Here is a 22,009-nt window from a genome sequence, read left to right as displayed (position 1 = left end):
CCTTACGTCAGTTGAGGCTCGTGTCAGTTGAGGCTCGTGGTGCCGCGCGTGAGGTCCGTCGCGGGCAACGACGGCAGATTACGGATGATGGCGGTCTCGGCGCGAAGGACTTTCAGCTCGTCGTACAGGCGCGACGCCGTGTCCGGCGCCGCCAGGAGCCGCTGCTTCGTGGGGGTGTCGAGGACGGCCGCGGCCGCGACCAGATACGACACCACGGACGGGTCGTCCGGCAGTTCGGCGCCCGTGGACAGGGACCGCTCGCGCGCCCCCGCGAGCCGCTTCTGATAGGCGCGGAAGGCCCGCAGGACGCCCTCCGAGAGCGCGCCCGCCTCCTCGCCGGGCTCCTCGGGCAGCTCCTCGACCTCCGCGGTCAAGAACGCGCCCGACGCGTCGATCGAGTGCAGGCGCACGCGCGAGGTGCCGGTGGCCAGGACCTCGAAACCGCCGTCGGCGCGCTCCCTGATCGTCGCCGCGTCCGCGATGCAGCCCACCGCGTGGAAGGCCTTGAGCGGGTCGTCGCCGAAGCCGGCGGTCGGGCCCTGCTCGGGCTGCGACGTGGGGTCCGGGAGACCCGGGGCGCTCGGCGCCACCTCGAGGCCGTCGCGGATCGCGACGACCGCGAAGAGGCGCGGCTCCTCGTCGGGAGTCTTGAGCAGGTCGCGCATCATGGCGCGATAACGCTCCTCGAACACGTTCAGCGGGAGCACGAGCCCCGGGAACAGCACCGAGTTGAGCGGGAAGAGCGGAAGCCGGACGGTGGTCACGAGCTGCAAGCCTAATGGTCGTCGGAGCCCGGACGTCCGCCGCCGGTGCGCAGCGGGGTCCCGGAGGCCACTTCGATGCGTATGCCGTCGCGCAGTTCCAGGAACTGGCCGAGCGGATCGTCGGACATGCGGTCCCAGGGAAAGGACGTCGCGTAGGGCCCGATGAGGCGCAGTTGTTCGAGGGCGTCGCTCCACCGCTCCAGACGTACGAGGACGAAAGCTAGGACGTTGCGGACCTCCGCGGGCCAGGCATCCCCGGCCTCGTACTCCTGGGACACGGCGATCCCGAGGTCGGCCGCGGCGTCCAGGCGATCGCGCGGCACGCTCCCCGAAGCGCTGGTGAGATACGCGAAAGCGGCACGCGCGGGCAGCGCCTGGATCAGCGAGCCCGGCAGCGCGTCCCGGGCGGCGCGCTCGGCGAAGTCGAAGCACTGGCGGTGCGAGCCGTACCAGGCGGCCGACAGGTACTGGAGGGCCGAGGCGTGGCAGCCGTAGTGGTGCGAGGAGCGGTGCACCGCCTCGGCCCGCAGCGCGTCGAAGACCGACTGCGGGGCCTGGGTGCCGCGCGCGTGGTCCAGGGCGATCCGCCACGGCACGGGGTCGCGCGGGTCGGCCTCGGCGGCGGCGGTGATCAGGGGCGCCGTCTCGCGCAGCAGCTCGGCGCGGGCGGGCGACTCCCAGCCGCGGACGACGGCGAGCTCGGCCTTGACGAGCAGCACGTCAGGGTCGTGCGGCGCGGCGGCCTGCCAGTCGTCGAACCACTCGGAGCGGGAGCGGGCGAAGGCGGCAAGACGCGTCGTGTAGCGGTCGCGGTTCTCCCACTCGTTGCCCTCGCGCGTCATGGCGAGCAGCTTGGCGGCAGGACCGTAGTCGCCCCGGCCCGCGGCGACGAGCGCGGGGCCGAGGCGTTCGTCGGGCGCGTCGAGGAGCACCTCGTCGTCGGGGGTCAGACCGGCGGAGAGGAGCGGGGTGTTCCTGACCATGCGTGCGGTGCGGATCAGGGCGCGCAGGAATGCCATCGTGTGGGTATTGAAAGCCGCAGGTCGGGGCTGTGCCAGGGGGTGGCCGGTGAAGCTTTCGCATCGGTCGTTCGGTTGCCTGACACATGGTCAAGGAAGGGCAAAATATCTGTCCCTCCGGCCACGCGAGACCCGCTCAGTTCCTCCGCAGCAGCCTTGTCGCCCCCGCCGCGACCGTCGTCGCGAGGACCCAGCCGAGCAGGATCAGGATCGCCGCGAACCACTGCCAGCCGCCGCGCAGCTGCCAGTAGCCGTCCTGACCGAGGTTGATGACCGGCAGCAGCAGATCTAGGGAGTACAGCGCCGGGTTCCAGTTCGGATGCTCCCCGTCCTTGATCGCCGGGTGGTCCGCGCGCGTGAAGGCCACCGCGCTCACCGCCCAGAGCACCGCCATCCAGAGGGCGGCACGTCCCGGCCGGTAGCCGTAGGCCACCGTCCAGTCCTGGGCGAAGCCCCAGAGTTTCGCCGCGAGCGGCAGGGTCTCGCGGCGGCGGCGCTGCTTGGCGAGCAGGACCTCGCGGGCGTCGGCGTCCTCGCCGCTGTCGCGCAGGACGGTCGCCAGCTTCTCGTACGGCTCGGGGCTGTACTCGGCGGTCGCGGCCGCCACCCAGCTCAGCCGCCGGGAGAGCGGGAAGCTGCCCTGCGGGACGAGGCTCTCGTAACTGAAGCCGCCCATCTGGAGGCCGCCGGGCCCCGGCCAGCTGATCGACTTGTCGATGAGCGTGACGACCTTCGCGCCGGACAGAATGATCTTGCCGCGCTGCGGGGCCTCGCTGAGGAAGCGCAGCTCGGGGGTCTGGACGCGGCGCAGCGAGACCTCCTGGTCGTTCTCCAGGGTGAAGCGCGCCTGGGCCAGGTCGACGGCGTCCCCGAAGCGGCCGTCGTCGAGCCGGATGCCGCCCTGGCACTCGAAACGCTGGACGCGGGTGCCTCGCGGGGGCGTGGTGCCGCTGGTCATGGGGGGATCGCCGAGCGCGGCGGGCGTCATGTACAGCGTGCGTTCCACGGTCATCTGCGGGGCGTTGAGCGCCCGCGGTCCGTAGGGATTGGCGAGCTTGCTGCCGCGCAGGCTGAAGGAGACGCCGACCTTCGCGCCGCGCAGGCTCAGCTGGCCGTGCGACTCCATCATCTCGGCCTGGAGGTCCTGCCCGACCGAGAGCCCGTCGCCCATGATCGAGTTGCCGCGCCGGTCGCGGTAGATCACGGCCTGGTTGATCAGCAGGTCGGTGCCGATCTGGGCGTCCGTGAGCCGCATGCCGTTGTGGATCCGGCAGCGCGGCAGATGCAGATCGCCCTCCGTGTGCACGCGGGCCGCCTCCACGCGCGGGATCGAGCAGTTGACCAGGCGCAGGGTGGTGAACTTGGCCTCGGGTACGAGCACTTCCTTCTCGAAGCGGCAGTGCTTCAGCTCGGCGTAGGGAAGGATCTCGCCGCCCGCCAGATCGAGTACGTCCGTGATCTGGAGGCCCGACAGCTTCAGTGACGAGACCCGGCCCGAGAGCGCGGGCGGCCCGTCGAGGAGCAGCCAGCACACGATGCGCGCGCGCACGCTGCGTTCCGGACCCCAGGGGTGGCCGCCGTGCGGATCGTCCGCCATCGCGTCCCCGGAGCGGAGGTCATAGACGCTGCCGTTGCGGAAGGCCTGCCACATGCCGATCTCGGCGGCGGTCAGTCCGTCCGGCGGGTCCCCGGTGCCGGTGTCGTCGACCACTGCTGTTGTCCTCCCCGTACTGCCATCCCGTACGCGTTCTCGTACCGCGATGCGCCTATGTCTCGTACACCTGTTTCATGCCCGCTCGGTGACGGGCTGAACGCTAGTGGTGAACGTCGTCTCCCGGGATCTATATCAGCCAGTGATACGGCGTCCGGACCGGAATCAGGGTCTGAGAGAATTGGCCATGTGATCTCCCGAATCGATCTGCGCGGCGACGCCCTCCCTGAGGGCCCCGCCCTGCGCGCCCTGCTGCCCCGTGCCGACTTCGACGTCGCGGCCGCCCTGGAGAAGGTGCGGCCCATCTGCGAGGACGTGCATCATCGTGGCGACGCGGCGCTGATCGAATACGCGGAGAAGTTCGACGGGGTACGGCTGACGCAGGTCCGCGTCCCCGCGACCGCCATCGCCGATGCCCTGGCCGGTCTCGACCCGCTCGTGCGCGAGGCGCTCGAGGAGTCGATCCGCCGCGCCCGCATCGTCCACCGCGAGCAGCGCCGCGCCCCGCACACCACCCAGGTCGTCCCCGGCGGCTCGGTCACCGAGAAGTGGGTGCCCGTCGAGCGCGTCGGTCTGTACGCGCCCGGTGGCCGCTCGGTCTACCCGTCCTCCGTGATCATGAACGCCGTCCCTGCCCAGGAGGCGGGCGTCGAGTCGATGGCGCTCGCGTCCCCGCCGCAGAGCGACTTCGACGGCCTTCCGCACCCGACGATCCTCGCGGCCTGCGCCCTCCTCGGCATCGACGAGGTGTACGCGGTCGGCGGCGCCCAGGCCGTCGCGATGTTCGCGTACGGCACCGAGACCTGCGCCCCGGCCAACATGGTCACCGGACCCGGCAACATCTGGGTCGCCGCCGCCAAGCGCTACTTCACCGGACGCATCGGCATCGACACCGAAGCCGGCCCGACCGAGATCGCGGTCCTCGCCGACGACACGGCCGACGCCGTGCACGTCGCGTCCGACCTGATCAGCCAGGCCGAGCACGACCCGCTCGCCGCCGCCGTCCTCGTCACCGACTCCGTGGCCCTGGCCGACGCGGTCGCCAAGGAGCTGGAACCGCAGGTCGCGGCGACCAAGCACGTCGAGGACCGGATCGTCCCCGCCCTGGCGGGCAGGCAGTCCGCGATCGTCCTGGTCGACGGCCTGAAGGAGGGCCTGCGCGTCGTCGACGCGTACGGCGCCGAGCACCTGGAGATCCAGACCGCGGACGCCGCCGCCGTCGCGGAGCGCGTCAAGAACGCGGGCGCGATCTTCGTCGGCCCCTGGGCCCCCGTCTCCCTCGGCGACTACTGCGCGGGCTCCAACCACGTCCTGCCGACGGGCGGCTGCGCCTGCCACTCCTCGGGCCTGTCCGTCCAGTCGTTCCTGCGCGGCATCCACATCGTCGACTACACCCGCGACGCGCTCGCCGACGTGGCCCAGCACGTGGTGACGCTCGCCGAGGCCGAGGATCTGCCGGCGCACGGTGCGGCCGTCAAGGCGCGCTTCGGATGGAAGGTGCCGACCAAGTGACGACAACCCGGATCGACGACCTTCCCGTACGCGACGAACTGCGCGGCAAGTCCCCCTACGGCGCCCCCCAGCTCGACGTCCCCGTACGCCTGAACACGAACGAGAACCCGTACCCGCTCCCCGAGCCGCTCGTCGAGCGCATCGCCGAGCGCGTCCGCGAGGCGGCCCGCGACCTCAACCGCTACCCCGACCGCGACGCGGTCGAGCTGCGCACCGAGCTCGCCCGCTACCTCACGAACACCGGCGGCCACGAGGTCACCCTGGCCAACGTCTGGGCGGCCAACGGCTCGAACGAAGTCATCCAGCAGCTCCTGCAGACCTTCGGCGGGCCCGGACGCACCGCCATCGGCTTCGAGCCCTCGTACTCGATGCACGGCCTCATCGCGCGCGGCACCGGCACGGGCTGGATCTCGGGCCCCCGCGGCGAGGGCTTCACCATCGACGCCGACGCGGCGGCGAAGGCCATCGCCGAGAACCAGCCGGACGTCGTCTTCATCACCACGCCCAACAACCCCACGGGCAACGCCGTCTCGGCCGACACGGTGATCGCGCTCTACGAAGCCGCGCAGGCCGCCAAGCCGTCGATGGTGGTCGTGGACGAGGCGTACGTGGAGTTCAGCCACAAAGACTCGCTGCTCCCGCTCCTCGCGGGTCGGCAGAACCTCGTCATCTCGCGCACCATGTCGAAGGCCTTCGGCGCGGCCGGGCTCCGCCTCGGCTACCTCGCAGCCGACCCGGCGGTCGTCGACGCCGTACAGCTCGTGCGCCTGCCGTATCACTTGTCGGCCGTCACACAGGCCACCGCGCTCGCCGCCCTGGAGCACACCGACACGCTCCTGAAGTACGTCGAGCAGCTGAAGCAGGAGCGCGACCGGCTGGTGAGCGAGCTGCGCGCGATCGGCTACGAAGTGACCGACTCCGACGCCAACTTCGTCCAGTTCGGGCGGTTCGAGGGCGAAGGGGCCGCCCACGCGGTCTGGCAGCGGATCCTCGACCGGGGCGTCCTGGTCCGGGACAACGGGGTGCCCGGCTGGCTGCGGGTCAGCGCCGGAACCCCCGAAGAGAACGACGCGTTCCTCGATGCGGTACGCGAACTGAAGAAGGAGCAGCAGGCATGAGCCGGGTTGGACGGGTCGAACGGACCACGAAGGAGACGTCGGTCCTCGTCGAGATCGATCTCGACGGCACCGGCAAGGTCGAGGTGTCGACGGGTGTCGGTTTCTACGACCACATGCTCGACCAGCTCGGCCGCCACGGCCTCTTCGACCTCACGGTCAAGACCGAGGGCGACCTGCACATCGACACGCACCACACCATCGAGGACACCGCCCTCGCCCTGGGCGCCGCCTTCAAGCAGGCGCTCGGCGACAAGGTCGGCATCTACCGCTTCGGCAACTGCACGGTCCCGCTGGACGAGTCGCTGGCCCAGGTGACCGTCGACCTGAGCGGCCGCCCGTACCTCGTGCACACCGAGCCCGAGACGATGGCGCCGATGATCGGCACGTACGACACGACGATGACCCGGCACATCCTGGAGTCCTTCGTCGCGCAGGCCCAGATCGCCCTGCACGTGCACGTGCCCTACGGCCGCAACGCCCACCACATCGTGGAGTGCCAGTTCAAGGCCCTGGCCCGCGCGCTGCGTTACGCCTCCGAGCGTGACCCGCGCGCCGCCGGGATCCTCCCCTCCACGAAGGGCGCGCTGTAAAGCCATGACCGGTCTCAACACCATCCTCATCGTCGTGGGTCTCTTCCTGATCGGCGGCATCATCTCCTTCGTCAAGCAGGGGATGCCCAAGAGCCTGATCACGCTGCTCTCCATCGGCGCGGCCATGTGCATCGTCGCGGGTGTCATGCGGCTCGACTACTGGAACTGAGGGGAGCTGATCCACGTATGACCGCTCCCAAGAAGGTCGTCGTCTTCGACTACGGCTTCGGGAACGTCCGTTCCGCCGAGCGTGCACTCGCGCGCGCGGGCGCGGACGTCGAGATAACCCGTGACTACGACACGGCCATGAACGCCGATGGTCTCCTCGTCCCCGGTGTGGGCGCCTTCGCCGCCTGCATGCAGGGGCTCAAGGAGGCGCGCGGCGACTGGATCGTGGGCCGCAGGCTCGCGGGCGGCCGTCCCGTGATGGGCATCTGCGTCGGCATGCAGATCCTCTTCGCGCGCGGCATCGAGCACGACGTGGAGGCCGAGGGCCTCGACGAGTGGCCCGGCACCGTCGAGCCGCTCAAGGCCGACATCGTCCCGCACATGGGCTGGAACACGGTTGATGCGCCCGAGGGCTCCCAGCTGTTCGCGGGCCTGGACGCCGAGGCCCGCTACTACTTCGTGCACTCGTACGCCGTGCACCACTGGGACTTCGAGGCGGGCAACCCCGCCTTCCGGGCGCCCAAGGTCGCCTGGACCACGCACGGCGAGCCGTTCGTGGCCGCTGTCGAGAACGGCGCGCTGTGGGCCACGCAGTTCCACCCCGAGAAGTCCGGCGACGCCGGCGCCCAGCTCCTCACCAACTGGATCGGAACCCTCTAGGAATGTCAGGGACCTCTGTGAGCAAGCTCGAACTCCTCCCCGCCGTCGACGTCCGCGACGGCCAGGCCGTACGCCTCGTCCACGGCGAGTCCGGCTCGGAGACCTCCTACGGCTCCCCCCTCGAGGCCGCCCTGTCCTGGCAGCGGTCGGGCGCCGAGTGGCTGCACCTGGTCGACCTGGACGCCGCGTTCGGCACCGGCGACAACCGCGCGCTCATCGCCGAGGTCGCGGGCGCCATGGACATCAAGGTCGAGCTGTCCGGCGGCATCCGCGACGACGCGTCCCTGGAGGCCGCGCTCGCCACCGGCTGCAGGCGCGTGAACCTCGGTACGGCCGCCCTGGAGACCCCGGAGTGGGTCGCCAAGGTCATCGCGTCGCACGGCGACAAGATCGCGGTGGGCCTCGACGTACGCGGCACGACCCTGCGCGGCCGCGGCTGGACCCGCGACGGCGGCGACCTCTACGAGACCCTGGAGCGCCTCGACTCCGAGGGCTGCGCCCGCTATGTCGTCACCGACATCGCCAAGGACGGCACGCTGCAGGGCCCGAACCTGGAGCTCCTGCGCAACGTCTGCGCGGCGACGGACCGCCCGGTGGTCGCGTCGGGCGGCGTCTCGTCCCTGGACGACCTGCGCGCGATCGCCGAACTGGTCCCGCTGGGCGTCGAGGGCTCGATCGTCGGCAAGGCGCTGTACGCGAAGGCCTTCACGCTCGAAGAGGCCCTCGCGGCGGTGGCGTCGTGAGTGACATCGTCCGCAGGGTGAGCTCGGGCGGTCCGTGGGAGGAGGCCATCGGCTACTCCCGCGCGGTCGAGCTGCCCAACGGGCTCGTCCTGGTGTCGGGCTGCACCTCGGTGGTGAACGGCGCCATAGAAGCCGGTACCCCCTACGAGCAGGCGGCCAACGCCTTCCACGTCGCCGTCGAGTCCCTGAAGCAGCTGGGCCTCGGCCGGGAGCACGTCGTACGGACCCGCATGTATCTGACCCACGCACGGGACGTGGAGGAGGTCGGCCGGGCCCACAAGGAGCTCTTCGACGACGTCCGCCCCGCCGCGTCGATGATCATCGTCTCCGGTTTCGTCGACCCGAGTCTGGTCGTCGAGGTCGAGGTGGAGGCCTACCGGCCCGCGGCAGGTGCGGAATGACGCTCTCCGTGCGAGTCATCCCTTGCCTGGACGTGGACAACGGCCGGGTCGTCAAGGGCGTCAACTTCCAGAACCTGCGCGACGCGGGCGACCCCGTCGAGATGGCCAAGGTCTACGACGCCGAAGGCGCCGACGAACTGACGTTCCTGGACATCACGGCGTCGTCGGGCAACCGCGAGACGACGTACGACGTGGTCCGCCGCACCGCCGAGCAGGTCTTCATCCCCCTCACGGTGGGCGGCGGCGTCCGTACCGCCGAGGACGTCGACAAGCTTCTGCGGGCCGGCGCGGACAAGGTGGGCGTGAACACGGCCGCCATCGCACGCCCGGAGCTGATCCGCGAGATCGCGGAGCGGTTCGGGCGGCAGGTGCTCGTCCTGTCGGTGGACGCGAGGCGGACCGCCTCCGGGAGCTTCGAGGTGACGACCCACGGCGGCCGCAGGTCCGCCGGGATCGACGCCGTCGAGTGGGCGCACCGGGCGGCGGAGCTCGGCGCGGGGGAGATCCTCCTCAACTCGATGGACGCGGACGGCACCAAGGACGGCTACGACATCGAGATGATCGCGGCGGTACGGCGCCACGTCACCGTCCCGGTCATCGCGTCCGGCGGCGCGGGCCGCCTGGACCACTTCCCGCCGGCGATCGAGGCGGGCGCGGACGCGGTGCTCGCCGCGTCGGTCTTCCACTTCGGGGATCTGCGGATCGGCGAGGTGAAGGACACGCTGCGGGGGGCGGGGCAGCCGGTTCGCTGAGGGGTTCCTTCGTGCGTTGAGCCCCGGTCACCTGGTGGCCGGGGCTTCTCGCCGCCCAGATGGGAAGGAAAAATTGCGCAGTTTATATTGCGCAACTTTTCTTTCGTACCTACGGTCGAGGCATGGACGACCAGCAGAAGTCAGACGACCAGCAGAAGTCGGGCGACCATCAGCAGTCAGGCGAGACCCGCCGGATCACCGACCTCGGCACGCTCAAGGCCCTGGGGCATCCGTTGCGCCTGAGGGTCTACGGCGCTCTGCGGGTGTCGGGCCCCTCGACGGCATCCCAGCTCGCCTCCCAGGTCGACGAGGCGGTCTCGCTGGTCAGCTACCACCTGCGCAAGCTCGCCGAGCACGGCCTCATCCAGGAGGCCGACGTGCAGAGCGAGGACGCGCGGGAGCGGTGGTGGCAGGCGGCGCAGGCGACCCTGAGCTTCCGGCACGAGGACTTCAAGGACTCACCGGAGGGGGCAGCCACGCATGCGGCCGTCGTGCGGAGCCTGATCTCGTATCGCCGGGAGCAGTACGAGACCTACCTCGCCCAACAGGCCGCGTGGGGCGCCGAGTGGCGCATGGCCGCGGACCAGTCGGACTTCCTCGCCCGCCTGAACCCCGCCGAACTCACCCGCCTCAACGCCCAGATCCACGCCCTGGTCAAGACGTACGAGAAGCAGGGCAAGGCCGCGGAGGCGGCGGGCGACACCGAGGGGCGCGAGAACGTCGCCGTGCACCTGGCCAGCTTTCCTTTCCGGCTCTGAGAGGCCTGCTCCCATGACCACCACCGGCATACGTACGGCTCCGGCTCCCACCTCCGAGAAGCCCGCGCACCGGGACGGCAACGTCCTGCGCTGGCTCGGTGCGTACAGCGCGTCCGCGGTCGGCGACAACGTCTACTTCCTCGCCCTGTCCTGGGCCGCCGTCCGGGCCGGGGGCCCCGCGCAGGCAGGCCTGGTGATGGCCGTGAGCGCGGTGCCGCGCGCGCTTCTGATGCTGGGCGGGGGAGTCGTCGCCGACCGCTTCGGCCCGCGCAGGGTGGTCATCGGCGGCGACGCGGTGCGGTGCGCGGCGGTGTTCGCGGTGGCGGGGCTGCTGGTCGTGATGAGCCCCGGGGTGTGGCTGCTCGCCGTGCTCGGGCTGGTCTTCGGGACGGTCGACGCGCTGTTCATGCCTGCCGTCGGCGCGCTGCCCGCCCGCATCACGGGCCGCGGTCAGCTGGCGAGGGTGCAGGGGATGCGGGGTCTGGTGGTCCGGCTCGCCAACGTCGTGGGTGCCCCGCTGGGGGGTCTTGGGGTCGCGCTCGGCGGCTCCGCGGCCGCCTTCGGCATCGCGGGGGCGCTGTTCGCGGTGTCGCTGCCGCTGCTGATCTCCCTGCGGGTGAGGGAGCTGCCGGCCGACGACACCGCGGGCGGGCGGACCGCGTGGGGCGACCTCGGCGACGGGCTGCGCTACATCCGCGGGCACCGCGTGCTCGCGCCCCTGACGCTGGTCGTCGCTCTGGCGGACCTGGGATTCGTCGGGCCCCTCAACATCGGGCTCACCATGCTGGCCGACGAGCGGGGGTGGGGCGCGTCGGGGGTGGGCCTGGTGCTTGCCGGGTTCGGGACGGGCGCCGGGGTGTCGGCGCTGTTCCTGACGGTGCGGGGGCGGGTGCCGAGGGCCGGCCTCGTGCTGTCGGTGACGTGCCTCGTCGGAGCGGTGGGCGTGGGCGCCATCGCGTACGTGCCCGGCCTCTGGGCCGCCATGGGGGTGGCGTTACTGGTGGGGTTGCTGATCGGCCTGACGGGAGCGCTGACTGCGGCGCTGGCACAGACGGAGGCCGCCCCGGCGTACGTGGGCCGGGTGACCTCGGCGTTCAGCGTCTTCAGCCTGGGTGTGGCCCCGCTGACGTATCCGCTGACGGGCGTGGCGGTGGGGGCGTGGGGGACGGCACCGGTGTTCACCGCAAGCGCGACGACATGCGCCCTGGCCGGCGCCTACGGCCTCAGCTCCCGCGGACTCCGAGCAGCGGAACTACCCCACTGACCCGCCCGCACCCGACTGGCGGGACCCTGGACCCCAGCTCCCGCGCCCGCCCGGAGGGAGGTCGCCGCTAGTTCGCGGACGCGTCCTGCATCAGCTGGACCAGATTCCCCACCGTGTCGTCCAGCACCGCGGTGATCACCGGCCCCTGCTTCTCAGGGCCGTGGGCGAACCGAACTCCCAGGGCGAGGAGCCGCTCGTGCTCTGCTCGGATGTCGTCCACCCCGAGCACGATGCACGGGATGCCCGCCTCGTGCAGGGCCTTGTGATAGGGCTCCGCGATGGGGCCCTCGCCCGGTTCGAGGAGCAGCTCCACGTCTCCGTGACCGCCCGCCGCCCCGACCGTGACGAAGGGCGTCCCGCCGGTCGGCACCACGTGATGCCGGGTCTCGAAGCCCAGTACGTCCGTGTAGAAGGCGTGTGCCTTGGCCACATCGTCCACGTACACCCCGGTCATCGAGACCCTGATCATCAGATGCCCAGTTGCTTCGTCTCGTGCAGTCGGGCGATCGCGTCCTTGTCACCGTCCAGTTCGACGTTGGCCGCGTCCTGCCGGCCGTGCGCGAACATCACCAGTTCGGACGGCTCTCCGGTCACCGTCACCACGGGCGTGCCGCGATGGGCGACCGCCGTCTGGCCGTCCGGGCGGCGCAGGACCACGCCCACCGGAGCCTTGCGGCCCACCAGGCGGGCCATCCGCTCCAGGCGCGACCACAGGGTGTCCGAGAAGACCGGGTCGAGCTCGCGCGGCGTCCAGTCGGGCCGGGCACGGCGCACGTCCTCGGTGTGGACGTAGAACTCGACGGCGTTCGACGCCTCGTCGATCTGCTTGAGGGAGAAGGGGGAGAAGCGCGGCGGACCGGTCCTGATCAGCTGGATCAGTTCCTCGTACGGCTTCGCGGCGAACTCGGCCTGCACACGCTCCAGGCGCGAGGCCAGCTGCTTGATCAGCAGCCCGCCCGCGGCGTCCGCCCGGCGCTCGCGGACCACCACATGGGCCGCGAGATCACGGGTGTTCCAGCCCTCGCAGAGAGTGGGGGCGTCAGGGCCCTCCGCCTCCAACAGATCGGCGAGGAGAAGTCGTTCACGCTTGGCATGGGTCGACATGCCACCCAGCCTACGACTCGGTACGGAGTCCGCCCAGTGGACGCGGCCCGCCGAGGCTCCGGAGCGCGGCACAATGGCCCCATGACCGCCACGCCCCCGCCCAGCAGCCTGGACCCCGACATCGCCGCCCGCCTCAAGCGCGGCGCGGACGGCCTCGTCCCCGCGATCGCCCAGCAGTACGACACCGGCGAGGTGCTGATGATGGGCTGGATGGACGACGAGGCCCTGCACCGCACGCTCACCACGGGGCGCTGCACGTACTGGTCGCGCAGCCGTCAGGAGTACTGGGTCAAGGGCGACACGTCAGGCCACTTCCAGTACGTGAAGTCCGTGGCACTCGACTGCGACGCGGACACCGTCCTGGTCCAGGTCGACCAGATCGGCGCCGCCTGTCACACCGGCACCCGCACGTGCTTCGACTCCGACTCGCTCCCGGTCACCTTCACCGGCACCGAAGCGTGATCGTCTCGCCGTCCCGCAGCACGATGCGGGTCGGATCGGCCCAGCGTCGCCCGGCCACGTCGGCGTCGCACTTCTCCCGTACGCCGCTCACACCCCACTCGGTCATGAACTGACCCAGGGTGAAGTCCCGCCACTCCTCCGACTCCACATGCAGGGTGCCGGTGGTGTCGTGGGTGTGCAGCGGGCTGTAGCGGGGCTTCGGACCCGAGCGGTCGATGCCGATGTCCGCCGGGACCGTGACGGGGCTGCCCCCGGAAGTCACCTTCAGGGTGGTGTGGATGTGCATGTCCATCGCCTCGGAGTCGAGCATCTCCAGGCCCGCGGCCCGGACCCGCTCGGGCACGTCCTTGGGCGCGGGCCACACGACGGGCTCGGGGGCGGCCGCCGCGAACGCGGTCGAAGCGAGGAGGAGGGCGAAGGCGGGCAGCATACGGCGGTTGGTCATCCTCCCGTTCTAGCCGCAGAGGTTCCCGCTGCCGTCCCGCGACACCGTCCGCCACCCGCACGGCCGTAAGCTCCTCCCATGGATCTCGAGACCTTCCGCAAGCTCGCGAGCGACCGCCGAGTGATCCCCGTCAGCCGCAGGCTCCTCGCGGACGGCGACACTCCCGTCGGGCTCTACCGCAAGCTCGCCGCAGAGCGGCCCGGCACGTTCCTCCTGGAGTCCGCGGAGAACGGCCGCTCCTGGTCTCGCTACTCCTTCGTGGGCGTCCGCAGCGCAGGCACCCTCACCACCCGCGACGGCGAGGCCCACTGGCTGGGCACCCCGCCCGTCGGCGTCCCCACGTCCGGTGACCCGCTCGCAGCACTGCGCGCCACGGTCGAGGCCCTGCACACCCCGCGCGACCTCGCCTCCGGGATGCCGCCCTTCACCGGCGGCATGGTCGGATACCTCGGCTACGACATCGTGCGGCGCCTGGAGAAGATCGGCCCCGGCGAGCGGGACGACCTCAAGCTGCCCGAGCTGACCATGCTGCTCACCAGCGACCTCGCCGTCCTCGATCACTGGGACGGTTCCGTGCTGCTCATCGCCAACGCGATCAATCACAACGACCTTGAGACGGGCGTGGACGAGGCGTACGCCGACGCGGTCGCCCGGCTCGACGCCATGGAGGCCGACCTGTCGCGGGCCGTCTCCCAGCCCCCGGCCGCCCTCCCGCCGTCCGAGCTGCCCGAGTACACCGCGCTGTGGGGCGGCGAGCAGTACCAGGAAGCCGTCGAGGACATCAAGGAGCGCATCCGCGCGGGCGAGGCCTTCCAGGTCGTCCCCTCGCAGCGCTTCGAAACCCCGTGTGAAGCAAGCGCGTTGGACGTCTACCGCGTCCTGCGGGCCACCAACCCGTCGCCGTACATGTACCTCTTCCGCTTCGACGGCTTCGACGTGGTCGGCTCGTCCCCCGAAGCCCTCGTCAAGGTCGAGGACGGGCGTGCCATGGTGCACCCCATCGCGGGCACCCGGCCGCGCGGCGCCACCCCGCAGGAGGACCAGGCGCTCGCCGACGAGCTGCTCGCCGACCCCAAGGAGCGGGCCGAGCACCTGATGCTCGTCGACCTGGGCCGCAACGACCTGGGACGGGTCTGCGAGCCCGGCTCGGTCGAGGTCGTCGACTTCATGTCCATCGAGCGCTACTCCCACGTCATGCACATCGTGTCGACGGTCACCGGACAGGTCGCCGACGGCCGCACCGCCTACGACGTCCTCACCGCCTGCTTCCCCGCGGGCACCCTCTCCGGCGCCCCCAAGCCCCGCGCGATGCAGATCATCGACGAGCTCGAGCCCTCCCGGCGCGGCCTGTACGGCGGATGTGTCGGATATCTCGACTTCGCGGGCGACTCCGACACCGCCATCGCCATCCGCACCGCGCTGCTGCGCGAGGGCACGGCATACGTCCAGGCCGGAGCGGGGGTCGTCGCCGACTCCGATCCGGTGGCCGAGGACACCGAGTGCCGCAACAAGGCGGCGGCGGTCCTGCGGGCCATCCACACGGCGAACCGGCTGCGGGGCCCCGATGGACGTGAGGGATAGTGGAGGGGTGACTTCTGCCGTACCTCCGCCCCGCACCCAGGCCGCCGACGCCGCCGATGCCGACGCCGAGCCCGAGACCCGGGCCCAGCGCAGCGGCCGGCGCAGCATCGCCGTCGCTCTGCTGTTCGGCGCGGTCGGCGCGGCCCTCGCGCTGCTCGCCTCCCGCCAGACCTGGGCGAAGGGCACTGCTTCGGTGGCGGGCGGCGAACTGCCGCTCAGCGCCACGGGCAGCGATGTCACGGGCGTGCCCGCGGCCCTGGCGATAGTGGGGCTCGCCGCGCTCGTCGCCGTCTTCGCCGTCCGCAGGGCCGGGCGGATGCTCGTCTCGCTGCTGCTCGCGCTGAGCGGCGCGGGCACGGTGGCCTCCGCCCTCCTCGCCGCGAACGACAGCGGCGCCCTCGACGAGAAGGCCGCAGAGGCCTCCGGCGACACCGCCGCCACAATCGGTGATCTCAGCCACACGGCCTGGCCGTACGCCGCGGCGGCCGCGGGCGCGCTGATCCTGATCGCCGGTCTTCTCGCCCTGACGTACGGCAGGTCCTGGCCCGCGATGTCGGGACGCTACGAACGCGACGGCGCCCCGCGCCCGCGCAAGGCGCCGCCCAAGGTCGACCCGGACCGGCCCGAAGACCTCTGGAAGGCCCTCGACCGCGGCGAGGACCCGACGCGCGAGGCATGACCCCGCGCTCAGGGCACCCGCCCGCGTACGGGACAATGGAGCGGTGAGCGTTCGGCTCACCCCACGCATCACCACCACGCATACAGCAACGAGGAGCAAGTCATGGCGGGCAGCAGCCACGGACACACCCCGGCCGCCTGGACCGGTGTCACCATCGCCTTCATCGGTTTCTGCGTATCGGGTGCCTTCATGGTGTTGGCCAACCCGCTGGGCTTCTGGGCCGGCATGGTCATCATCGCCGTCGGCGGCGTCGTGGGCATGGCCATGCGTGCCGCGGGTCTCGGCGCGAAGCCCCGGCAGTCGCAGCCGCAGGGCCGGCTCGCGCACTCCGAGGGCTGAGCCTCACCGACGTACGTGGGAGGCGGTCCCGGCAGGTGCCGGGGCGGCCTCCTTTCGCGTTTCCCTGCCGGGCACGGGCCGCCGCCGAAGGGCAGAATGCATCGGGTGAACGCTGAATCCGAGAGCGCGGAACCGGCCGTCGGCCCCGCACTGCGGCGCCTGGCCGTGCCCGTCGGCGTACTCGCCTCGGTGATCGCCGCCTTCGCCTACGTGGGGACGGTCGACCCGAACGAGCCCGGCCACTACCCCGCCTGTCCGCTGCTGCAGCTCACCGGCGTGTTCTGCCCCGGCTGCGGCGGACTGCGCAGCGCCCACGCCGTCGTCCACGGCGACTTCACGACGGCACTCGGCGCCAACGCCCTCGCCGTCGTCGGGTTCGGTGTCTTCGCGCTCCTGTGGACCCTCTGGGCGGTCCGCGCGGCTCGCGGACGACGGCTGCGGATCGAGTTGGGACCCGCACAGCTGTACGGGACCGGGGTGCTGATCGCGGTTTTCACCCTCGTACGCAATCTGCCGTTCGGGGCATGGCTGCATCCCTGAATGCCGAGAAAGCCCAGGCAGCGGGCCCACAGGGTGTCCAGGTCGTGGGACTGGCGTCAACCGGATGCGGGGCCTTCGCCCTCCTGCGGATACCATCGCAGTGACCATCGGAAATGCCTGATGAGGCAGCCGAACAGCTTGAGGTTCAAACAGCAGCTTCACCGTCAGGGAAGGGGGCCGCTCGCGTGAGTGTGCTCGACGAGATCATCGACGGAGTCCGTGCCGACCTCGCGGAACGGCAGGCGCGCGTCAGCCTCGACGAGCTCAAGGAGCGCGCGGCGAAGGCTCCTGCGGCCAAGGACGGGGTCGCCGCGCTGCGTGGCGACGGCGTCAAGGTCATCTGCGAGGTCAAGCGCTCAAGCCCGTCCAAGGGCGCGCTCGCCGCGATCGCCGACCCGGCCGGGCTCGCCGCCGACTACGAGGCGGGCGGCGCGGCCGTCATCTCCGTGCTCACCGAGGAGCGCCGCTTCGGCGGTTCGCTCGCCGACCTGGAGGCCGTCCGGGCCAAGGTCGACATCCCGGTGCTCCGCAAGGACTTCATCGTCACCTCGTACCAGCTGTGGGAGGCCAGGGCGTACGGCGCCGACCTCGTCCTGCTGATCGTGGCCGCCCTGGAGCAGCCCGCCCTGGAATCACTCATCGAGCGCGCCCATTCGATCGGCCTCACGCCGATCGTCGAGGTGCACGACGAGGACGAGGCCGAGCGGGCCGTGGACGCGGGCGCGCGGGTCATCGGCGTCAACAACCGCGACCTCAAGACCCTGAAGGTCGACCGCTCCACCTTCGAGCGCGTCGCGCCCGAGCTGCCGGACAGCGTCGTCAAGATCGCCGAGTCCGGAGTGCGCGGGCCGCACGACCTCATCGCGTTCGCCAACGCCGGCGCCGACGCGGTGCTCGTGGGCGAGTCCCTGGTGACCGGCCGCGACCCGAAGGGCGCGGTCTCCGACCTGGTCGCCGCGGGCGCGCACCCCGCCCTCCGCCACGGGCGGAGCTGACCCCTCCCGATGACCGCCTTCGCCCGCCTCGCACCCGGCTGCCGCCCCCGCGGCTGCCGGGCGCCTGCGCGGCGTGTGCGGGGTCGCCGAGTGCGGTACCACATCGGGGCGGAGCCGGGGCAGATCCCTGGGATGCGATGGCAGGGCGGCGCCTGAGCGCCGCCGAGCTGAGAGGTGCCCCGTAAGGGGCGCGGGGAACTGCGCGATCAGCCCAGGACGGGCCGCAGTCGCGACGGAACCTGACCAGCAACGGCGCTACGCGTACTCATGTCCAACGCCAACGCCAGCCATAGCGAGGTATCGCCATGCCCAGCCAGTTCTTCATCCCCGACCCGGAGGGTCAAGTCCCCAGCGCCGAAGGCTACTTCGGCGCCTTCGGCGGCAAATTCATCCCGGAGGCCCTCGTCGCCGCCGTCGACGAGGTCGCCGTCGAGTACGACAAGGCCAAGAACGACCCCGAGTTCGCCCGCGAGCTCGACGACCTCCTGGTCAACTACACCGGCCGCCCCAGCAGCCTCACCGAAGTGCCACGGTTCGCCGAACACGCCGGTGGCGCGCGCGTCTTCCTCAAGCGCGAGGACCTGAACCACACCGGCTCGCACAAGATCAACAACGTGCTCGGCCAGGCCCTGCTCACCAAGCGCATGGGCAAGACCCGTGTCATCGCGGAGACCGGCGCCGGACAGCACGGCGTCGCCACCGCCACCGCCTGCGCGCTCTTCGGCCTCGAATGCACCATCTACATGGGCGAGATCGACACCGAGCGCCAGGCCCTGAACGTGGCCCGCATGCGCATGCTCGGCGCCGAGGTCATCGCCGTGAAGTCCGGCAGCAGGACCCTGAAGGACGCCATCAACGAGGCGTTCCGCGACTGGGTCGCCAACGTCGACCGCACGCACTACCTCTTCGGGACCGTGGCGGGCCCGCACCCCTTCCCCGCCATGGTGCGCGACTTCCACCGCGTCATCGGGGTGGAGGCACGGCGCCAGATCATCGAGCGCGCGGGACGGCTGCCCGACGCCGCCGTCGCGTGCGTGGGCGGCGGCTCGAACGCCATCGGCCTCTTCCACGCCTTCATCCCGGACGCCGGGGTCCGGCTCATCGGGTGCGAGCCCGCGGGCCACGGCGTCGAGACCGGCGAGCACGCGGCCACGCTGACCGCCGGGGAGCCGGGCATCCTGCACGGCTCGCGGTCGTACGTCCTCCAGGACGAGGAAGGGCAGATCACCGAGCCCTACTCGATCTCCGCCGGACTCGACTACCCGGGCATCGGCCCCGAGCACGCCTACCTCAAGGACAGCGGTCGCGGCGAGTACCGCGCCGTCACCGACGACGCGGCCATGCAGGCCCTGCGCCTCCTGTCGCGCACCGAGGGCATCATCCCGGCCATCGAGAGCGCCCACGCGCTCGCCGGGGCCCTCGAGATCGGCAAGGAGCTGGGCAAGGACGGGCTGTTGATCATCAACCTGTCCGGCCGCGGCGACAAGGACATGGACACGGCCGCCCGCTACTTCGGCCTGTACGACACGGACGCCGCCGTCGCGGCGGACGCGGCCGGCGACGCCGCGGAGATCGAGGGGGACGCCAAGTGAGCGGCAACATCAGTCTGCTGGACGACACCCTCGCGGCCGCCAGGGCCGAGGGACGCTCAGCCCTCATCGCCTACCTCCCGGCCGGGTTCCCGACCGTCGACGGCGGCATCGCCGCCATCAAGGCCGTCTTCGACGGCGGCGCCGACGTCGTGGAGGTCGGCCTTCCGCACAGTGACCCGGTCCTCGACGGCCCCGTCATCCAGACCGCCGACGACATCGCGCTCAAGGCGGGCCTGAAGATCGCCGACGTGATGCGCACGGTCCGCGAGGCCCACGCGGCCACGGGCAAGCCGGTGCTCGTCATGACGTACTGGAACCCCATCGACCGCTACGGCGTCGAGCGTTTCACCGCCGAGCTCGCCGAGGCGGGCGGCGCAGGCTGCATCCTGCCCGACCTGCCCGTCCAGGAGTCGGGCCTGTGGAGGGAGCACGCCGAGAAGCACGGCCTCGCGACGGTCTTCGTCGTCGCGCCGAGCAGCAAGGACGAGCGGCTCGCCACCATCACGGCGGCCGGTTCCGGCTTCGTGTACGCGGCGTCCCTGATGGGCGTCACGGGCACCCGGGAGTCCGTGGGCGAGCAGGCGCAGGAGCTGGTGCGGCGCACCAAGGCCACCACCGACCTGCCGGTCTGCGTCGGCCTCGGCGTCTCCAACGCCCGCCAGGCCGCCGAGGTCGCCGGCTTCGCCGACGGCGTGATCGTCGGCTCGGCGTTCGTGCAGCGGATGCTGGACGCCGAGGACGAGGCGGCAGGACTGGACGCCGTACGCACGCTCGCGAGTGATCTCGCCCAGGGAGTTCGCGGCAACGCGTAACTCGTACGGGTGGACCTGGGACCGGGGAGGCATGCTCGTGCCTCCCCGGTTCGTTGGCGGGGTGTGAGCGAGAAGAACCGTGAGGGAAAGCGCGCGGCCCGCGACCGGCTGGCGGAAGAGCGAGAGCGGCAGAAGGGGCGGGACAAGCGGCGCAGGGTGTTGATCGTGAGCGCCGCCGTCGTGGGCGTGCTCGCGCTCGCCGCCGTGGCCGGTCTGGTCGCCGCCAACTCGGGTGACGACAAGGACACTTCGGGTCCCCTGTCCGCCCCCAAGGGGGCGACCGGCGAGGACCAGCTCGCCATCCCCGTCGGCAAGGACAGCGCCAAGTCCACCCTCACGATCTGGGAGGACTTCCGCTGCCCCGCCTGCAAGCAGTTCGAGGACATGTACCGCAAGACGATCCATGAGCTCACCGGCAAGGGCCAGCTCAAGGTCGAGTATCACCTGGCGACGATCATCGACGGGAACATGGGCGGCAGCGGCTCCCTGCGCGCGGCCAACGCCGCGGCCTGCGCCCAGGATGCCGGGAAGTTCACGCCGTACCACGACGTGCTGTTCATGAACCAGCCCGCGGAGGAGGACGACGCGTTCAGCAAGAACAGCAAGCTCATCGAGCTCGCCGGCAAGGTGGACGGGCTCGTCAACGGCTCCTTCAAGAAGTGCGTGGACGACGGCAAGCACGACAGCTGGGCCCAGAAGTCGAACAAGGCCTTCCAGGACGCGGGTCTGCGGGGGACACCGAGCGTGCTGCTCGACGGCAAGAACATCTTCGGCGACGAGAAGAACCCGCTGACCCCGGCGAAGCTGAAAGCGAAGGTCGAGGAAGCCGCCAGGGGCTAGCGAGGGGCGCCCGCGTCTCGGAGCGGGGCTCTAGCCGGGCCCCGCTCACACGGCCCTGTTATGGAGACGTAGCCGGGCTGGTTGCCCTGGGCACCACCCGGCACGGTAGCGTCGGACCTGCCATGGACCTTGCCTTCATTCCCAGCCCGTCGCGCGGTGTGGTCGAACTCGGACCCATTCCGCTGCGCGGCTACGCGTTCTGCATCATCATCGGCGTCTTCGTCGCCGTCTGGCTCGGCAACAAGCGGTGGATCGCTCGCGGAGGCCGCCCAGGCACCGTGGCCGACATCTCCGTCTGGGCCGTGCCGTTCGGCCTCGTCGGCGGGCGTCTCTACCACGTGATCACGGACTACCAGCTGTACTTCAGCGATGGCCGTGACTGGGTGGACGCCTTCAAGATCTGGGAAGGCGGCCTCGGTATCTGGGGCGCGATCGCGTTCGGCGCGGTCGGTGCCTGGATCGGCTGCCGCCGGCGCGGCATCCCGCTGCCGGCCTGGGCCGACGCCCTCGCTCCCGGCATCGCCTTCGCCCAGGCGATCGGCCGCTGGGGCAACTGGTTCAACCAGGAGCTGTACGGCAAGGCCACGGATCTGCCGTGGGCGCTGAAGATCACCTCGGCGGAGGACGGCCGGGTACCCGGCACGTACCACCCGACGTTCCTCTACGAGTCCCTCTGGTGCATCGGCGTCGGCTTCCTGGTCATCTGGGCCGACCGCCGCTTCAAGCTGGGCCACGGCCGGGCGTTCGCCCTGTACGTCGCTTCGTACTGCGCCGGGCGCGGCTGGATCGAGTACATGCGGGTCGACGACGCGCACCACGTGCTCGGACTGCGCCTCAACGTCTGGACCGCCATCGCGGTGTTCGTGCTCGCTGTCGTGTACTTCGTGCTCTCCGCGAAGAAGCGCCCCGGGCGCGAGGAGATCGTCGAGCCCGCGCCGGACGGCGAGGATGACTCGCCGGGCGAGTCGCCCAAGGACGAGGACAAGGCGAAGGCCGACCTGTCCAAGGACGCTGACACGGTCACGGACACGGGCAGGGACGAAGACGGCGACAAGGGCAAGGACGGAGCCGGAGCCGAGTCCGCCAAGAAGGGCTGACGCGCTCTCTGCTGTTTCGTACGTCGATGGGGCCACCGGATCACCGATCGGGTGGCCCCATCG

At 71.1% G+C, this 22,009-nt stretch carries 27 protein-coding genes; 21 read left to right on the top strand and 6 right to left on the bottom strand.

What is annotated here, in order from left to right; all coding sequences use genetic code 11:
• Positions 1 to 23: 23 nt before the first annotated feature.
• From ACZ5WE_RS01615 to ACZ5WE_RS01605, 3 genes are all read right to left on the bottom strand, one after another.
• Positions 24 to 764 carry an LON peptidase substrate-binding domain-containing protein gene (locus ACZ5WE_RS01615; RefSeq protein ID WP_467689904.1) on the bottom strand — a complete coding sequence of 247 codons (741 nt, stop codon included), beginning with the start codon at positions 762 to 764 and terminating at the stop codon, positions 24 to 26.
• A gap of 11 nt (positions 765 to 775) precedes the next feature.
• A complete protein-coding gene (locus ACZ5WE_RS01610) occupies positions 776 to 1,783 on the bottom strand; it encodes a hypothetical protein (RefSeq protein WP_467689905.1) in 1,008 nt (335 codons plus the stop codon).
• A gap of 136 nt (positions 1,784 to 1,919) precedes the next feature.
• Positions 1,920 to 3,434, bottom strand: a complete 1,515-nt coding sequence (locus ACZ5WE_RS01605) for an oxidoreductase (protein WP_467690359.1) — start codon at positions 3,432 to 3,434, stop codon at positions 1,920 to 1,922.
• A 249-nt stretch (positions 3,435 to 3,683) separates the two neighbouring features.
• Between ACZ5WE_RS01605 and hisD the strand changes: the two genes are divergently transcribed.
• From hisD to ACZ5WE_RS01555, 10 genes are all read left to right on the top strand, one after another.
• Positions 3,684 to 5,006 carry a histidinol dehydrogenase gene (hisD, locus tag ACZ5WE_RS01600; RefSeq protein WP_467689907.1) on the top strand — a complete coding sequence of 441 codons (1,323 nt, stop codon included), beginning with the start codon at positions 3,684 to 3,686 and terminating at the stop codon, positions 5,004 to 5,006.
• Positions 5,003 to 6,124 carry a histidinol-phosphate transaminase gene (locus ACZ5WE_RS01595; protein WP_469157272.1) on the top strand — a complete coding sequence of 374 codons (1,122 nt, stop codon included), beginning with the start codon at positions 5,003 to 5,005 and terminating at the stop codon, positions 6,122 to 6,124. Before hisD ends, ACZ5WE_RS01595 begins: the two co-directional genes overlap by 4 nt.
• On the top strand, positions 6,121 to 6,714 hold the full coding sequence (gene hisB, locus ACZ5WE_RS01590; protein WP_135330188.1) for an imidazoleglycerol-phosphate dehydratase HisB: 594 nt from the start codon (positions 6,121 to 6,123) through the stop codon (positions 6,712 to 6,714). The genes ACZ5WE_RS01595 and hisB overlap by 4 nt, the downstream gene beginning before the upstream one ends.
• A 4-nt stretch (positions 6,715 to 6,718) precedes the next feature.
• A complete protein-coding gene (locus ACZ5WE_RS01585) occupies positions 6,719 to 6,883 on the top strand; it encodes a hypothetical protein (protein WP_202121127.1) in 165 nt (54 codons plus the stop codon).
• 17 nt (positions 6,884 to 6,900) lie between these two features.
• Entirely contained in the window at positions 6,901 to 7,542 is a 642-nt protein-coding gene (gene hisH / locus ACZ5WE_RS01580; RefSeq protein WP_467689910.1) for an imidazole glycerol phosphate synthase subunit HisH, read from the top strand.
• 17 nt (positions 7,543 to 7,559) lie between these two features.
• Positions 7,560 to 8,285: a bifunctional 1-(5-phosphoribosyl)-5-((5-phosphoribosylamino)methylideneamino)imidazole-4-carboxamide isomerase/phosphoribosylanthranilate isomerase PriA gene (gene priA, locus ACZ5WE_RS01575; RefSeq protein WP_467690361.1), complete on the top strand. Its 726-nt coding sequence runs from the start codon at positions 7,560 to 7,562 to the stop codon at positions 8,283 to 8,285.
• Positions 8,282 to 8,686: a RidA family protein gene (locus ACZ5WE_RS01570; RefSeq protein WP_467689912.1), complete on the top strand. Its 405-nt coding sequence runs from the start codon at positions 8,282 to 8,284 to the stop codon at positions 8,684 to 8,686. The genes priA and ACZ5WE_RS01570 overlap by 4 nt, the downstream gene beginning before the upstream one ends.
• The gene (gene hisF, locus ACZ5WE_RS01565; RefSeq protein WP_467689913.1) at positions 8,683 to 9,438 is read left to right on the top strand and encodes an imidazole glycerol phosphate synthase subunit HisF; all 756 of its coding nucleotides are present in this window, start codon (positions 8,683 to 8,685) and stop codon (positions 9,436 to 9,438) included. The genes ACZ5WE_RS01570 and hisF overlap by 4 nt, the downstream gene beginning before the upstream one ends.
• Before the next feature lie 122 nt (positions 9,439 to 9,560).
• Entirely contained in the window at positions 9,561 to 10,196 is a 636-nt protein-coding gene (locus tag ACZ5WE_RS01560) for a helix-turn-helix domain-containing protein (protein WP_467689915.1), read from the top strand.
• A 13-nt stretch (positions 10,197 to 10,209) separates the two neighbouring features.
• Positions 10,210 to 11,460 carry an MFS transporter gene (locus tag ACZ5WE_RS01555; RefSeq protein WP_467689917.1) on the top strand — a complete coding sequence of 417 codons (1,251 nt, stop codon included), beginning with the start codon at positions 10,210 to 10,212 and terminating at the stop codon, positions 11,458 to 11,460.
• Positions 11,461 to 11,527: 67 nt separating this feature from the next.
• On the opposite strand, the gene ACZ5WE_RS01550 is transcribed toward ACZ5WE_RS01555, so the two are convergent.
• Together ACZ5WE_RS01550 and ACZ5WE_RS01545 are read right to left on the bottom strand one after the other, a co-directional pair.
• Positions 11,528 to 11,929, bottom strand: coding sequence for a VOC family protein (locus ACZ5WE_RS01550; RefSeq protein WP_467689919.1), 402 nt, complete (start codon positions 11,927 to 11,929; stop codon positions 11,528 to 11,530).
• Entirely contained in the window at positions 11,929 to 12,564 is a 636-nt protein-coding gene (locus ACZ5WE_RS01545; protein ID WP_399386066.1) for a TIGR03085 family metal-binding protein, read from the bottom strand. The genes ACZ5WE_RS01550 and ACZ5WE_RS01545 overlap by 1 nt, the downstream gene beginning before the upstream one ends.
• Before the next feature lie 81 nt (positions 12,565 to 12,645).
• On the opposite strand from ACZ5WE_RS01545, the gene hisI reads away from it, so the two are divergent.
• Complete coding sequence (gene hisI, locus ACZ5WE_RS01540) at positions 12,646 to 13,026, top strand: phosphoribosyl-AMP cyclohydrolase (RefSeq protein WP_467689920.1); 381 nt, start codon at positions 12,646 to 12,648, stop codon at positions 13,024 to 13,026.
• Here hisI and ACZ5WE_RS01535 read toward each other — a convergent pair.
• Entirely contained in the window at positions 13,007 to 13,471 is a 465-nt protein-coding gene (locus tag ACZ5WE_RS01535; protein ID WP_467689922.1) for a hypothetical protein, read from the bottom strand. The genes hisI and ACZ5WE_RS01535 overlap by 20 nt on opposite strands.
• A 78-nt stretch (positions 13,472 to 13,549) precedes the next feature.
• Here ACZ5WE_RS01535 and ACZ5WE_RS01530 point away from each other — a divergent pair, with 78 nt between their 5' ends.
• The 10 genes from ACZ5WE_RS01530 to lgt all read left to right on the top strand — a co-directional run bounded on the left by ACZ5WE_RS01530 (position 13,550) and on the right by lgt (position 21,946).
• On the top strand, positions 13,550 to 15,052 hold the full coding sequence (locus tag ACZ5WE_RS01530; protein WP_467689924.1) for an anthranilate synthase component I: 1,503 nt from the start codon (positions 13,550 to 13,552) through the stop codon (positions 15,050 to 15,052).
• Positions 15,036 to 15,731, top strand: coding sequence for a TIGR02234 family membrane protein (locus ACZ5WE_RS01525; protein WP_467689925.1), 696 nt, complete (start codon positions 15,036 to 15,038; stop codon positions 15,729 to 15,731). Before ACZ5WE_RS01530 ends, ACZ5WE_RS01525 begins: the two co-directional genes overlap by 17 nt.
• A 102-nt stretch (positions 15,732 to 15,833) precedes the next feature.
• Complete coding sequence (locus ACZ5WE_RS01520; RefSeq protein WP_467689926.1) at positions 15,834 to 16,070, top strand: HGxxPAAW family protein; 237 nt, start codon at positions 15,834 to 15,836, stop codon at positions 16,068 to 16,070.
• A gap of 96 nt (positions 16,071 to 16,166) precedes the next feature.
• Complete coding sequence (locus ACZ5WE_RS01515) at positions 16,167 to 16,610, top strand: DUF2752 domain-containing protein (RefSeq protein WP_467689928.1); 444 nt, start codon at positions 16,167 to 16,169, stop codon at positions 16,608 to 16,610.
• Between the two features lie 185 nt (positions 16,611 to 16,795).
• The gene (trpC, locus tag ACZ5WE_RS01510) at positions 16,796 to 17,605 is read left to right on the top strand and encodes an indole-3-glycerol phosphate synthase TrpC (RefSeq protein WP_467689929.1); all 810 of its coding nucleotides are present in this window, start codon (positions 16,796 to 16,798) and stop codon (positions 17,603 to 17,605) included.
• A 9-nt stretch (positions 17,606 to 17,614) separates the two neighbouring features.
• Positions 17,615 to 17,761, top strand: coding sequence for a tryptophan biosynthesis modulator TrpM (gene trpM, locus ACZ5WE_RS01505; RefSeq protein ID WP_199843006.1), 147 nt, complete (start codon positions 17,615 to 17,617; stop codon positions 17,759 to 17,761).
• Between the two features lie 149 nt (positions 17,762 to 17,910).
• The gene (gene trpB, locus ACZ5WE_RS01500) at positions 17,911 to 19,197 is read left to right on the top strand and encodes a tryptophan synthase subunit beta (RefSeq protein WP_467689931.1); all 1,287 of its coding nucleotides are present in this window, start codon (positions 17,911 to 17,913) and stop codon (positions 19,195 to 19,197) included.
• Positions 19,194 to 20,009 (top strand): tryptophan synthase subunit alpha, encoded by an 816-nt coding sequence (gene trpA, locus ACZ5WE_RS01495; protein ID WP_467689933.1) that lies wholly within the window; start codon positions 19,194 to 19,196, stop codon positions 20,007 to 20,009. The genes trpB and trpA overlap by 4 nt, the downstream gene beginning before the upstream one ends.
• A gap of 63 nt (positions 20,010 to 20,072) precedes the next feature.
• The gene (locus ACZ5WE_RS01490; protein ID WP_467689934.1) at positions 20,073 to 20,849 is read left to right on the top strand and encodes a DsbA family protein; all 777 of its coding nucleotides are present in this window, start codon (positions 20,073 to 20,075) and stop codon (positions 20,847 to 20,849) included.
• 122 nt (positions 20,850 to 20,971) lie between these two features.
• Positions 20,972 to 21,946 (top strand): prolipoprotein diacylglyceryl transferase, encoded by a 975-nt coding sequence (gene lgt / locus ACZ5WE_RS01485; RefSeq protein ID WP_467689936.1) that lies wholly within the window; start codon positions 20,972 to 20,974, stop codon positions 21,944 to 21,946.
• The last annotated feature ends 63 nt before the right edge of the window (positions 21,947 to 22,009 follow it).

This window comes from Streptomyces sp. NPDC033180, from assembly GCF_055577645.1.
The sequence above is the reverse complement of the archived record's forward strand: the minus strand, read 5'-3'. Positions and strand labels throughout refer to the sequence as shown.

What these genes read in the sequence shown, in the direction of transcription:
- ACZ5WE_RS01610 (WP_467689905.1), bottom strand. Translation starts at nt 1,783, where the DNA reads ATGGCATTCCTGCGCGCCCTGATCCGCACCGCACGCATGGTCAGGAAC.
- ACZ5WE_RS01525 (WP_467689925.1), top strand. Translation starts at nt 15,036, where the DNA reads ATGGACGTGAGGGATAGTGGAGGGGTGACTTCTGCCGTACCTCCGCCC.
- trpB (WP_467689931.1), top strand. Translation starts at nt 17,911, where the DNA reads ATGCCCAGCCAGTTCTTCATCCCCGACCCGGAGGGTCAAGTCCCCAGC.
- ACZ5WE_RS01535 (WP_467689922.1), bottom strand. Translation starts at nt 13,471, where the DNA reads ATGACCAACCGCCGTATGCTGCCCGCCTTCGCCCTCCTCCTCGCTTCG.
- hisF (WP_467689913.1), top strand. Translation starts at nt 8,683, where the DNA reads ATGACGCTCTCCGTGCGAGTCATCCCTTGCCTGGACGTGGACAACGGC.
- ACZ5WE_RS01605 (WP_467690359.1), bottom strand. Translation starts at nt 3,434, where the DNA reads ATGTGGCAGGCCTTCCGCAACGGCAGCGTCTATGACCTCCGCTCCGGG.
- ACZ5WE_RS01555 (WP_467689917.1), top strand. Translation starts at nt 10,210, where the DNA reads ATGACCACCACCGGCATACGTACGGCTCCGGCTCCCACCTCCGAGAAG.
- ACZ5WE_RS01520 (WP_467689926.1), top strand. Translation starts at nt 15,834, where the DNA reads ATGGCGGGCAGCAGCCACGGACACACCCCGGCCGCCTGGACCGGTGTC.
- hisI (WP_467689920.1), top strand. Translation starts at nt 12,646, where the DNA reads ATGACCGCCACGCCCCCGCCCAGCAGCCTGGACCCCGACATCGCCGCC.
- ACZ5WE_RS01545 (WP_399386066.1), bottom strand. Translation starts at nt 12,564, where the DNA reads ATGTCGACCCATGCCAAGCGTGAACGACTTCTCCTCGCCGATCTGTTG.
- lgt (WP_467689936.1), top strand. Translation starts at nt 20,972, where the DNA reads ATGGACCTTGCCTTCATTCCCAGCCCGTCGCGCGGTGTGGTCGAACTC.
- ACZ5WE_RS01530 (WP_467689924.1), top strand. Translation starts at nt 13,550, where the DNA reads ATGGATCTCGAGACCTTCCGCAAGCTCGCGAGCGACCGCCGAGTGATC.
- ACZ5WE_RS01515 (WP_467689928.1), top strand. Translation starts at nt 16,167, where the DNA reads ATGCATCGGGTGAACGCTGAATCCGAGAGCGCGGAACCGGCCGTCGGC.
- ACZ5WE_RS01585 (WP_202121127.1), top strand. Translation starts at nt 6,719, where the DNA reads ATGACCGGTCTCAACACCATCCTCATCGTCGTGGGTCTCTTCCTGATC.
- ACZ5WE_RS01560 (WP_467689915.1), top strand. Translation starts at nt 9,561, where the DNA reads ATGGACGACCAGCAGAAGTCAGACGACCAGCAGAAGTCGGGCGACCAT.
- trpM (WP_199843006.1), top strand. Translation starts at nt 17,615, where the DNA reads ATGACCGCCTTCGCCCGCCTCGCACCCGGCTGCCGCCCCCGCGGCTGC.
- hisB (WP_135330188.1), top strand. Translation starts at nt 6,121, where the DNA reads ATGAGCCGGGTTGGACGGGTCGAACGGACCACGAAGGAGACGTCGGTC.
- ACZ5WE_RS01550 (WP_467689919.1), bottom strand. Translation starts at nt 11,929, where the DNA reads ATGATCAGGGTCTCGATGACCGGGGTGTACGTGGACGATGTGGCCAAG.
- hisH (WP_467689910.1), top strand. Translation starts at nt 6,901, where the DNA reads ATGACCGCTCCCAAGAAGGTCGTCGTCTTCGACTACGGCTTCGGGAAC.